This is a genomic window from Nocardia sp. NPDC058497 (assembly GCF_042720195.1).
Classification (GTDB): Bacteria; Actinomycetota; Actinomycetes; order Mycobacteriales; family Mycobacteriaceae; genus Nocardia.
Genome location: NZ_JBHXMY010000159.1, coordinates 1 through 11,191, shown reverse-complemented (window position 1 = coordinate 11,191; position 11,191 = coordinate 1). Strand labels below are relative to the sequence as shown.

Sequence of the window (11,191 nt, the reverse complement as noted above, 5' to 3'; positions counted from 1 at the left end):
AGACCCACCGCCCACCATCGTCCCCGGCGGGGCCGGGGGCCGCCGTATTCGGCAGCCCCGTTCGATTCGGTTGCACCGTTCCCCCTTCGTCGTTCATCGCACCGCGGCGAGTACCCACTCGGCGATATCGGCTGTCACGCGCTGTTGCACCGGTTCGTGCAACAGGTCGTGGCCGGCGTCGGCGTACTCGCGCAAATCTACCGATCCGTGCCGCGCTGTCCATAGCCGGATCACATCGATGGGCGCCCGCCGGTCGTCGGCTCCGTGCACCGCGAGGACCGGCAGACGCGGGTCCGGCGCGATCTCGGTGGCGCGGCGTGGCGTGCCGCAGAGGACGAGTCCGCCCAGGTCGCCGGGGTTTTCGGCGGCGACGGCGAGCGCGGTGACGGCGCCGAGCGAATGACCCATCAGCACCGGCGCCGCCGCTGTGACCTCGCCGAGCAGTCCCCGTGCGTCGGCGGCGAGCTCGTCGATGGTGCCCGGCGCATCTGGATCGCCTTCGCTCAGGCCCTGACCCGCGGTGTCCAGTGTCCACAGCTCGATCCGCGCGAGCCGTTCCAGCGTGGTGGCGAAACGGTGATAGTGCCCGCTGTGCTGGCCGGTGCCCGGCAGCAGCACCAGCGTCGCGGCGGGCGCGTCGACGGTCCACCGCCGGTAATGCAGCCTGCCACGGGCGCTGTCGAAGTAAGGCACGTACCGATTATGACCGCCGGGCGAATTGTCGTGTGCGACAGAACCGGTGCGCGATACCGTTGCTGTGCACGATGCGGGGTGGGCGACGCGGTTCGCTGGGCAGAGTGGGCACACCACTACCCGTGGGAAGCCGTTAGACTTCGCCCGTCGAGCTGGGTCAACTGAGTCGAGGTCTTGCATGTCGTCGTTCCGCCGTTGCGTCGCCCACGTTGCTGTCGGCGCGGCCATCGTGACCACCGCTTCGCTCGGTACCGGCCGGGCAGCCGCCGCCCCACTCGCCAACTGCGGGCAGGCGCGCCAGGATGTCGCGATCCGCTCGAGTGTGCCGCTGCTGGACTGGTCGGAGAACTTCGGCCTCGACACCGCAGGGAATCTCTGGGTCGCGCGGGTCATGCGCGGCGAGGTGCAGCGCTACGACCGCGAAGGCAGGCTGACCGCCACGGTCGCGGTCGCGGCCCCCGGCGCGGTCCGGCTTGGCCCCGACGGGCTGCTCTATGTCGTCACCGGCAATTCGCCGCTGGCCGGCTCGGGCGGGATCGTCCGCTTCGACCCGATGGCGGCCGACCCGGTGCCCACCCCCTTCGCCACCGGCTTCCCGCAGCCCAACGGCGCCGCGTTCGACGCCGATGGCAACCTCTACGTGACGACCGCCAACGGCCTGCACCGGCTGCGCCGCGACGGCAGCGAGGACATGGACTGGTGGGCCGCCGTGAAGGTCGACGGCTCCAACGGTGTTGTGGTATCCGGTGATTCGGTCTACGTCACCGCCAACTTCGTCGCCACCGACGGCGCGCCGGTAGGCCGGGTCCTTCGCCTGTCCCGCACGAACCCGGCCGACAGCACCACCGTCGCCGACCTGACCTCGTTCGGCGCCCTGCCCGATTTCGTCGACGATCTGGTCGTCCGCGACGGCGCACTGTACGTCACCACCCTGGCAGGCCACCTCGTCCGCGTCGACCCGAAGTCCGGCGCCGCGTGCACCGTCGTCTCGACCCAGCCGCTGACCGCGGTCGTCGCCGATCCGGCCGACTCCTCGGCCCTGCTGGCCGGATCCGAAGAAGGCACCGTCCTGCGCATCCGCCCGAGCGCCTAGCTCGATCCGGCGGGCGTGACCCGATCCCGCGACGCCTGCATGCGCTGAGCATTCACCAATCGCTCCGGTGGTCCCGATTTCGACCGGTCGGCGGGAGAGTGAACGTTGCGCGCGGCGGTCGACTGGATCGCGGGTGGTGACTCGGCTCGTGGGGCGGGGGCGCGTAGCCGGTCCACTACTTCAAGACAGGCCCTAGCTGGTGGCGTCGCCGAGCTGGGCGACGCCTGCGCGGTCGATTCGACCGGAAGCCGCGGGCCGACGTCGTCAGCCGCCGATGGTGAGCGCCGACGGTGGGTTCGCCGGGGCGGGCGCGGGAGCCGGTGCCGGAGCGGCGGTTTCCGGTGCGGGAGCCTGCGACTTCGGCGCACCCGCGGACGCCTCGCCCGAGCCGGGGCTGGTGGCCTACGGTGCGGGGGCGGGCGGTGCGGCGGGCGCTTCGGTGGCTTGGACCGGCAGGTCGGGGACGACGAAAGTGCCGACGGTCGGGGTCATCACGCAGCGGGCGCCCGGGTAGTCGATCGTGCCCCACATCGAGGCGATCACGGTGCCCGCGCCGCTGTGCACGGTCTTCGACAGCGACGGCAGCTGGAATTCGGTCTGGTCGTCGAGCGCGACGATGCCGCTCTGGCCGGTGTTCACGTTCACCCAGGCCACGCTCAGGCCCGACGCCAGCGCGAAACCGGTGTGCCGCGGGCTGGCGCTGAACCGGATGTCACCGGGCGCCAGGCTGGTCTCGGTGCGGGGGCCGGGTCCCTCGAAGGTGGCGGCGGCGATGATCGTGGTGATCGGGCCGTTGCTGCCGCAGCCGAAAGTCGGCGCCGCGTAGGAGAACGGGACGAACTGGGCCGAGATGTCGCGCAGCGTGTCGGCGTCGACCAGCTTGGTGAAGCTGTCCAGCGCGCCGACGCCCGCCTTCGCCGAGACGTCCTCGCCCGCGAGGTGGGTCAGGTGGCCGATGCCGTCTTCGAGCGGGGTGGGGGCCGCACTCGCGGTCGTGGCCAGCAGTGCCAGCGCGCCGATGCTCGCCGCGGTGACCGCCGCTGCCCTGCCTGCGATGGATCTGCCGTTCACCCGTGACTCCTCGGTGGATGCTCGTCGCCGGTTCCCCGGCTCGTCTGGCAACGTACCAGCTCGCCGACCGGGTCGCCGAGCGTGCGTCGCGAGGGCTGAGCGTGGACAAGTGTGATGTAGTCGACACTGGCGTTTACTCAGGGGTAGGTTTTTTCTCGACGGCTACCGACGACGCTGGGAGACCCGGATGAAGTTAGCCCTTTCCCCCGAAGAGGTCGCCTTCCGCGACGAGCTCCGGCATTTCTACAAGACCGAGATCCCGGTCGACATCCGCGACCGCGTCAAATACGGCCACGAGCTGTCCCGCGACGACATCGTCACCGCGAACAAGATCCTCAACGACCACGGTCTGGCCGTGCCCAACTGGCCGGTGGCCTGGGGCGGCAAGGACTGGACGCCGATGCAGCGTCACCTGTGGCTCGACGAGATGCAGCTGGCCTCGGTGCCCGAGCCGCTCACCTTCAACGCCTCGATGGTCGGGCCGGTCATCGCCCAGTTCGGTTCCGAGGAACTCAAGCAGCGCTTCCTCCCGCCGACCGCGGCGCTCGACATCTGGTGGTGCCAGGGCTTCTCCGAGCCCGACGCCGGCTCCGACCTCGCCTCGCTGCGCACCACCGCGGTCCGCGACGGCGACTCCTACATCGTCAACGGCCAGAAGATCTGGACCACGCTCGGCCAGTACGCCGACTGGATCTTCTGCCTCGTCCGCACCGATCCGAGCGCGCCGAAGAAGCAGGCGGGCATCTCCTTCCTGCTGTTCGACGTGAAGTCGCCCGGCGTCACCATGCGCCCGATCAAGCTGATCGACGGCAGCTACGAGGTCAACGAGGTCTTCTTCGAGAACGTCCGGGTGCCCGCCGATCAGCTGGTCGGCGAGGAGAACCAGGGCTGGACCTACGCCAAGTTCCTGCTCGGCAACGAGCGCACCTCGATCACCGGCGTCGGCAAGACCAAGGTCAAGATCGGGCTCGCGAAAGACTATGCGCGCCAGACCAGGACCGGGCACGGCACGCTGCTCGAGGACCCGGTGTTCGCCGCCCGCGTCGCCGAGCTGGAGAACGAGCTGCTCGCCCTGGAACTCACCCAGCTGCGCGTGGTCTCCAACTCCGCCGACGGCAAGCCGAACCCGGCCTCCTCGGTATTGAAGCTGCGCGGCTCCGAGCTGCAGCAGCAGGCCACCGAACTGCTGCTCGAGATCGCCGGCGCCGACGCGCTCCCCGTCGACGCCGACGGTATCGCCTCGCCCGCCTGGGCCCAGCACACCGGGCCCAGCTATCTGAACTACCGCAAGGTCACCATCTACGGAGGCTCGAGCGAGGTCCAGCGCTCGATCATTTCCTCCACGATCCTCGGATTGTGAGGCGCTGACATGGATCTCGAACTCACCGACGAACAGACGATGCTGCGCGACACCGTGCGCGAACTGCTGCACCGGTTCTACGACGGCGAAGCCCTCGCGAAGGTCGGCGAGACCGACCCCGGCTGGAACCGCACGGTGTGGAAGCAGCTGGCCGAGCTGGGCGTGCTCGGCCTGACCATCGACGAGGACGACGGCGGCGTCGGCGCGGGCCCGGTCGAGGCGATGCTGGTGCAGGAGGAGCTCGGGCGTGCGCTCGCCCCGGAACCGGTGCTCGACGCGGTCGTGATCCCGGCCGAACTGCTGAAGCTGACCGGCAGCGCCGAACAGCGCGGACGCCTGCTGCCCGCGCTGGCCGCTGGCGAGAAGCTGCTGGCCTTCGCACACGCCGAGCCCGGCATGCGCTGGCCGTCGACCGAGATCACCACGGCCGCCACCGAACAGGGCGACGGGTACACGCTGACCGGCGTCAAGAACCCGGTGCTGCGCGGTGACTGCGCCGACGAACTGATCGTCAGCGCCGTGCTGCCCGGCGGCGGAACCGGCCTGTTCCTGGTCGACCCGGCCGGGTCCGGGGTGACCAAGCGCGCCTACCGGACCTTCGACGGCAGACGCGGCGCGCAGTTCGACTTCGACGGCGCCACCGGCGAACTGCTAGGCGACACCGTCGACGCGGCCGAGCAGATCGCGCTGGTCCAGGGGTACGCGCAGGCGGCGCTGTGCGCGGAATCGGTGGGGGCGATGGAGATCGCGCTGACCCTGACCACCGACTACCTCAAGACCCGCAAGTAGTTCGGCGTCACGCTGTCGAAGTTCCAGACGCTGACCCAGCGGGCCTCGGACTGCTACGTCTCGCTCGAACTGGCCCGCAGCATCAGCCTGTTCGCGACGGCGGCGCTGGCCGACGGCGGCAACGATCCCGTGGTCGCCTCGCGGGCGCGGCTGCAGGTCGGGCGCTCGGCCGAGCACATCGGGCGCGAGGCGATCCAGATGCACGGCGGCATCGGCGTCACCGCGGAATATCCGGTGAGCCACTATGTCGCCCGGCTGACCGCGATCGGGCAGACGCTCGGTGGCGCGCTGGAACATCGGCGGGTGTTGGCCGACCGCGTCGGCAGTTACGACCTGCCGGAGCTGTAGGACGGATCGGTGATGGTGCGTGCCCCGGGCGGGGTACGCACCATCGCTGTGTCAGCCCTCGTCGTCGGTGGTCGCGGCCGACGTCGGGATCGCGCTGGTGGTAGTCGGGGTGACGGTCGTCGGCGACCCGGTGGTCGCGCCCGGTGTCGGGGTGGCGCCGGTGTCGGCCGGTGGGGTGGTGTGGTCGTGGGCGCGGGTCGGCGGGTAGTCCGTCTCGGCGGCTTCCTCGTCGTCCACCGGCGGGCGGGTTCGCGGCGGGGTGGTGCGCGTCGGCTCCGGCGGGGTGGTGGTGCTACGCGGCGGAGTCGTCGTGGACTGGTCCTCGGCGGTGGTCGCGGGCGGACGCGATTCGGTGGTCGCCTCCGCGGGCTGGGACTCGGTCGTCGTCTCGCCCTCGGGCGGCGGTTCCGACGGTGAGGTCTCGGTCGAGCTGAGGCTGAACGGTTTCCGCGGCGACATATACGGTGCGATCCGCCAGCTGGGGGAGGGCGGGATCGAGATCCGTACGGTCGTCGAGGAAGTCTCCTCGGCGATCCGGCTCGGTGCGGCGGCCAGATTCGCGTTCAGCGGTGGCGGCGGAACATAGACGTCCTGCTGCCCGACACCACACGCACCGATGACGATCAGTCCGAGCGACACCGCGCCAACAGCGATTGCCGGACCTACGAGCTTGGTCGGGCTGTCATCCATCGCGTGCACTCCTGGTCGGCTTCGAGTCGCCTCACAGTAGTGCAGGACCGGCGATTCGGCAGTGCGGGTCCGGTGAATCAGTAGTTTTTAAACATTTGTGATTCAGATATCGGATTGATTTCGTCAGCGTGTCGCGGGGACGTGTCGCGCGCGATCGGCGTCGCCGAGTCGTAGCGTGTGTGAGCAAAGTTACGCATGAGACGCCCGAACGACACCATTGACGCGCGAGGGTTGCGCGACGCAAGAATCTGATCGGCGTCATCGAGGAGAATCTGATGGGAGCTTATTCGACACCCCGGCTGAAACCCGCGGCGGCGAACGGCGATTCGACCGCAGCGGCAAATCTTCAGCACGCACTGTCGAACCCGCCGGGCAATCGCGCTGTCGCGGTCGCCGCGCGGGTCATGGGCTGGTTGTTCTTCGTCGGCGGTCTCGTCGGCGCCGGGCTCGGCATCGCCGGCCTGCATGTGGAGATCACCGTCGCCGGCCTGATCCTGGCCTGCACCGCGGGCCTCGTCCTGCTGAAGCTGCGCACCGACCGGGACGCGCTCGAGAAGACCTGAGCAGCAGCGGAATTCAGGTGCGATCGGCCCGTCTGGGGCCTACCGTCGATGCTGTGCGTATCGACATCACCGGCGACGCTGCCCGCTTCCTGGCCGAGGCCGAGAACTTTCTTCGTCGAGACCCCTTGCGGAATACGGTGATCGCCACCGCCGTCGCCAACGAGCTCGGCGGCCGGGCGGCCGGCGCGATGACCCGATTCCTGACGGTGCGCGATGACGCGGGTCAGGTCGTCGGCGTCGCCACCAGTGCCTTCGGCGGCAAGGTCTACCTCGGCGAGCTGCCTTCGCACAGCATCTCGGCCGTGGCCGATGCGTTCTCGGCGGAGGAAACGCCGCCGACCAGTGTCGAAGGCGTGCAGGCCGACGCGGCTGCCTTCGCTCGGTATCGGTCGCGGGTGACGGGTGGGGCCGACGCGGAGTTGTTCTCGGCCCGCCTGTTCCGGCTCGGAGCCCTGTCCGTTCCCGAGGCGGTGGGCAAGCCCCGTCCGGCCACCGAGGACGATCTCGACGTCTGCCGCGACTTCATCGAGGCCTTCTGCGACGAGATCGGTGAGTCGCGGCCGTTCGACGAGGAGGCCGCGCTGCGGCGGATCGACGCCGGTTTCTGGTGGCTGTGGGAGCACGACGGGGTGCCTGCCACCTTCGTCGGCCGGAACGCCGAGATCCTCGGCTGGGCCAGAATCGGGCCCGTCTACACGCCTCCGCAACTGCGTGGCAACGGCTTCGCCAGTGCGCTGACCGCCGCCGTTTCCGGGGTCGTGCGGGCCGAGGGTGCCGACGCCTGCCTGTTCACCGACCTGGCCAATCCGACGTCGAACAAGATCTACCAGGCGATCGGATACGAGCCCGTGCGCGACTTCGTCTGCTACACGCTGACCGCCGCGGGTTAGGTCAGCGGCGCGGTGTGCCACCACTCGAGCATCTGCGCCTCGTCGGCGATGAACCCGCGGCTGTACATGAGCATGGCCGCGCGGTCCGGGTCGGCGTCGAACCGGGTGACCATGCGCGGCGACTTCGGCCGGCTGTCGTGCAGAACGAAGTTCGTATAGGCGTGACCGTTGTGCGTCGTGGCGCGGACATCATGGGCGGGCAACGCGGCGACAGCCTGCTGTGCCTGGTCGGCGGAGGGATAGAGGAAGAACTCGTAGATCGCCTTGTTGCCGCCGCCGAAGCAGTGCCACATGACCAGCCAGTCGCCCATATCGGCATCGGTGGTGTCGCGGCTCGCGGTGGCGCGGTCGTAGGCGAAGCAGCCCGCATTGCCCAGGCCCGAACCGGCGTGGACCAGGTTGCTCGCGGAGGTGTGCGGCAGCATGCGCGGGAACTGGTCGCTGAGTTGGGCAGCGTTCGCCCCGATGACCTTGCGATCGCTGGTCGTCGGCGAGGCGCTCGACGTCGTGCGCTGGGCGACGGAAGTGGCTGTGCGCGACGCCGACTCGGTCGTGGTCGGGGAGCCCGACGAGGTGGTGTCGTCGGGACCGGTCAGCTGACTCACGACCAACCAGGCAACCAGCCCGAACAAAATGATCATGGCGGCCCAGCCCACCGGTGACGCCTGCCAGCGGGAGTCCCGCTTCGGACCGAGATAGTCCTGGGCGACCTTCGATCGCTCGCCGTCGCCACGGGAGGCCGATGCGTCACGCGGCCGCTCGGCCAGCGCATTCGGCGTGCCACCGGCCCGCCAAGCTCCGTGCTGCGCACCGGCTCCCGGCCAGGAATGCTGCGGCGCGCTCCCTTGCCACGACACCGGCGGGGCGCCGGGTGCCGATGCCTGCTGAGCGCCGGGCGATGAAGGCTGTTGCGTGCCTGGCGATGACGGCTGCTGGGCGCCGGGCCATGAAGGCTGTTGCGTGCCTGGCCACGGCGTCTGCTGCATGCCGGGCGGTGATGGCTGCTGCACGCCAGGCGATGGCGGCTGTTGCATGCCGGGCGACGGCGACTGCTGAGCGCCCGGCCATGAAGGTTGTTGCATGCCAGGTGATGACGGCTGTTGTGCGCCGGGCAACGACGGCAGGCCGGCGGCGGGCCACGCGTTTGGTCCGGACGCCGCATCCGAGCCGGTGAACGGGGTCATCCCGGCGACCGGATAGCCGGGTGCTGGTGTGTAGGGCGAGTTCGGCGGATACGTTCTGGTCTGCGCTGACGCGGGGAACGACTGTGCGGCCGTCGGATCGGTCAGTGCCTGCCCCGCGGCCGCGGCGAATTCGGCGCACGATCCGAACCGCTCGTCCGGCCGCTTGGCCATGCCACGTGCCAGCACCGCGTCGAGCGCGGGCGGGAGGTCGGGCCGCAGGGTGCTCGCGGGCGGGGGTGGCTGCTGGAGATGGCCCTGGATCACCGCGACCGGGTTGGCCGCCTCGAACGGGGTGGTCCCGGTGAGCAGGCGGAACAGGGTGCAGGCCAGGGAGTACTGGTCGGCGCGGCCGTCGAGCGCGATGCCGGACAGCTGCTCCGGGGAGGCGAAAGCGAGGGTGGCGGTGAAGGTTCCGGTCTGGGTGAGTTTGGCGGCGTTGTCGTTGTGCAGGCGGGCGATGCCGAAGTCGGTGAGGTAGACGCGTTCGCCGCCGTCGACCGGCTCGAGCAGGATGTTGGCCGGTTTCACATCGCGGTGCAGCACGCCCCTGCTGTGCGCGAAGTCCAATGCCGCCGCCGTCTCGGCGACGATGCGCACCGCCCGCGCCGGATCGACGGGGGCCGAGAGCGAGGCCGCGTCGGCGCCGTCGATGTAGCGCATCGAGATCCACAGCTGGTCGTCCTCGACGCCGCGGTCGTACACGGTGACGATATTCGGATGCTCGAGCTGCGCGACCAGGTCGGCCTCGCGCTCGAACCTGGCCCTGATCTCGGTGTCGAAGAACAGTTCCCGGTTCAGCAGCTTCATCGCGGTGCGCCGGGGCAGCCGCGGATGACGCGCCAGATACACCGAGCCCATGCCGCCGCGGCCGAGCAGCCGCTCGATGGTGTACCCGGCGAAAACGCCGCCCTCGTCGATCATTCGCTCAGTTCAGCGGTGCCGAGCGCCACCAGCGCAGCACCTCGTCGGCCGTGCCGTAGGCGTCGGTGAACATCAGGAACTGGGCGCGGTCCGGGTCGCCGGTGAACTGGGTGATGATCTTGTTCCCGTTGTCGGTGTACTTGTAGTTGGTGTACTGCTTGCCGCCGTTGGTGTCGACCGACTTGGTGTTGGCGGGCAGCCCGTCGATCACGGCCTGCGCATCGGCCGCCGAGTTGTAGACGTAGAACCGGTAGAACGGATCGTCGCTGCCGCCACCGTCGTAGCAGCGCCACTGCCAGACCCACGCGCCGAAGTCGGGGTCGCCGTCGTTGGGCGAGGGGGTGTAGCCGGTGTCGGTCTCCCAGCAGGTAGCGCCGTTGTAGCCGGTTTCGCCGTCGGTGTTGGCGGGCACCATCCGGCCGAACTCGGCGCTGATGGCGTCGGCGTCCGGGGTGACGTGCTTGCCCGCCGCCACCGAGGTCGTCGTGGTGGTGGAGCCGCCGCCGGAATCATCGCCGCTGGCCGCGACCCCGATGCCGATCAGCAGCGCGAGCACCAGGACGACGGCGACGACGATGCCGACGATCAGGCCGGTGTTCGACTTCGACGGCGGCCGCGGAGGGTACTGACCGAAACCCCCGCCCGTCGGCGGTCGCGGCGGGGCAGGCGGCGTCGGATACTGCGGCCGGGACTGCTGGCCGTACGGATTCCGCGTCGCCGCACCGCCGGTCAGCGGCGACGCCTGGTTGGCCATCGGGCCGCCGGTCATCGGGCCTTGCGTCGCGGTGCCCATGGCGCCGCCGGTCATCGGGCCCACGGTGCCCATCGGCCCGCCGGTCATCGGACCCTGCGTCGCGGTACCCATCGGTCCACCGGTCATCGGACCTTGCGCGGCAAGGGGATACGGCGACCCAGTCTGCGGGATCGCACCGCCGGTGGTCGGGCGCGGACCACCGGTCACCGGGATCGCCCCGCCCGTGGTCGGACGCTGGCCGACGATCGGCATCGCGGGCGCGCTCGGATTGTTCAGCGCGGCGATCGCGGCGTTCGCGAAATCCGAGCAGGAGTCGAACCGGTCGTCGGGCCGCTTCGCCATGGCCTTGGCCAGCACCGCGTCGAGGGCATAGGACAGGCCGGGCCGCACGCTGCTCAGCGGCGGCGGCGGTTGCTGCAGATGCCCCTGGATGACCGCGGCGGGATTGGTCGCCGTGAACGGCCCCGACCCGGTGAACAGCCAGAACAGGGTGCAGGCCAGCGAGTACTGATCGGAGCGGTGATCCAGCGACGCACCGGTGAGCTGCTCGGGGGAGGCGTAGGCCAGGGTCGCGGTGAACGTGCCGGTCTGGGTGAGATGACCGGTGTCGTCACGCAATCGGGCGATGCCGAAGTCGGTGAGATAGACCCGTTCACCGCGGCCCGCGCCGGAACGCGCGAGCAGGATGTTGGCCGGCTTCACGTCGCGGTGCAGCACACCCATGCCGTGCGCGTAGTCGAGCGCGTCGGCGGTCTCCTGCACGATCTGCAGCGCGCGAGCGGGCGGCAGTGTCTGCGGGTCCACCGACGCGGCGTCGATACCGTCGATGAACGGC

The 11,191-nt window shown here is 70.0% G+C and carries 9 protein-coding genes and 1 pseudogene; 5 read left to right on the top strand and 5 right to left on the bottom strand.

The window, feature by feature from the left end; translation table 11 throughout:
* Positions 1-93 precede the first annotated feature (93 nt).
* Positions 94-693 (bottom strand): alpha/beta hydrolase, encoded by a 600-nt coding sequence (locus ACFWPJ_RS13530; RefSeq protein ID WP_378850700.1) that lies wholly within the window; start codon positions 691-693, stop codon positions 94-96.
* Positions 694-871: 178 nt separating this feature from the next.
* Here ACFWPJ_RS13530 and ACFWPJ_RS13525 point away from each other — a divergent pair, with 178 nt between their 5' ends.
* Complete coding sequence (locus tag ACFWPJ_RS13525) at positions 872-1,786, top strand: SMP-30/gluconolactonase/LRE family protein (protein WP_378850697.1); 915 nt, start codon at positions 872-874, stop codon at positions 1,784-1,786.
* 402 nt (positions 1,787-2,188) lie between these two features.
* Here the strand turns inward: ACFWPJ_RS13525 and ACFWPJ_RS13520 are convergent, their stop codons facing one another.
* Positions 2,189-2,857: a hypothetical protein gene (locus tag ACFWPJ_RS13520; protein WP_378850695.1), complete on the bottom strand. Its 669-nt coding sequence runs from the start codon at positions 2,855-2,857 to the stop codon at positions 2,189-2,191.
* A gap of 187 nt (positions 2,858-3,044) precedes the next feature.
* On the opposite strand from ACFWPJ_RS13520, the gene ACFWPJ_RS13515 reads away from it, so the two are divergent.
* Entirely contained in the window at positions 3,045-4,217 is a 1,173-nt protein-coding gene (locus ACFWPJ_RS13515) for an acyl-CoA dehydrogenase family protein (protein ID WP_378850692.1), read from the top strand.
* A gap of 9 nt (positions 4,218-4,226) precedes the next feature.
* A pseudogene (locus tag ACFWPJ_RS13510) lies at positions 4,227-5,354 on the top strand (acyl-CoA dehydrogenase family protein).
* A gap of 51 nt (positions 5,355-5,405) precedes the next feature.
* Here the strand turns inward: ACFWPJ_RS13510 and ACFWPJ_RS13505 are convergent.
* Positions 5,406-6,044 carry a hypothetical protein gene (locus tag ACFWPJ_RS13505; RefSeq protein WP_378850689.1) on the bottom strand — a complete coding sequence of 213 codons (639 nt, stop codon included), beginning with the start codon at positions 6,042-6,044 and terminating at the stop codon, positions 5,406-5,408.
* Positions 6,045-6,319: 275 nt separating this feature from the next.
* On the opposite strand from ACFWPJ_RS13505, the gene ACFWPJ_RS13500 reads away from it, so the two are divergent.
* Both ACFWPJ_RS13500 and ACFWPJ_RS13495 read left to right on the top strand, forming a co-directional pair.
* Positions 6,320-6,607: a hypothetical protein gene (locus ACFWPJ_RS13500; protein ID WP_378850687.1), complete on the top strand. Its 288-nt coding sequence runs from the start codon at positions 6,320-6,322 to the stop codon at positions 6,605-6,607.
* 53 nt (positions 6,608-6,660) lie between these two features.
* Positions 6,661-7,497 (top strand): GNAT family N-acetyltransferase, encoded by an 837-nt coding sequence (locus tag ACFWPJ_RS13495; protein ID WP_378850684.1) that lies wholly within the window; start codon positions 6,661-6,663, stop codon positions 7,495-7,497.
* On the opposite strand, the gene ACFWPJ_RS13490 is transcribed toward ACFWPJ_RS13495, so the two are convergent.
* Together ACFWPJ_RS13490 and ACFWPJ_RS13485 are read right to left on the bottom strand one after the other, a co-directional pair.
* Positions 7,494-9,602, bottom strand: a complete 2,109-nt coding sequence (locus ACFWPJ_RS13490; protein WP_378850681.1) for a protein kinase — start codon at positions 9,600-9,602, stop codon at positions 7,494-7,496. The two genes, ACFWPJ_RS13495 and ACFWPJ_RS13490, sit on opposite strands and share 4 nt — an antisense overlap.
* 4 nt (positions 9,603-9,606) lie before the next feature.
* A partial coding sequence (locus ACFWPJ_RS13485) for a protein kinase (protein WP_378850678.1) occupies positions 9,607-11,191 on the bottom strand: 1,585 nt, incomplete at its 5' end.

Bases quoted from the DNA above. Each gene is read 5' to 3' on its own strand.
- ACFWPJ_RS13525 (WP_378850697.1), top strand. From the start codon at position 872: ATGTCGTCGTTCCGCCGTTGCGTCGCCCACGTTGCTGTCGGCGCGGCC.
- ACFWPJ_RS13515 (WP_378850692.1), top strand. From the start codon at position 3,045: ATGAAGTTAGCCCTTTCCCCCGAAGAGGTCGCCTTCCGCGACGAGCTC.
- ACFWPJ_RS13505 (WP_378850689.1), bottom strand. From the start codon at position 6,044: ATGGATGACAGCCCGACCAAGCTCGTAGGTCCGGCAATCGCTGTTGGC.
- ACFWPJ_RS13500 (WP_378850687.1), top strand. From the start codon at position 6,320: ATGGGAGCTTATTCGACACCCCGGCTGAAACCCGCGGCGGCGAACGGC.
- ACFWPJ_RS13490 (WP_378850681.1), bottom strand. From the start codon at position 9,602: ATGATCGACGAGGGCGGCGTTTTCGCCGGGTACACCATCGAGCGGCTG.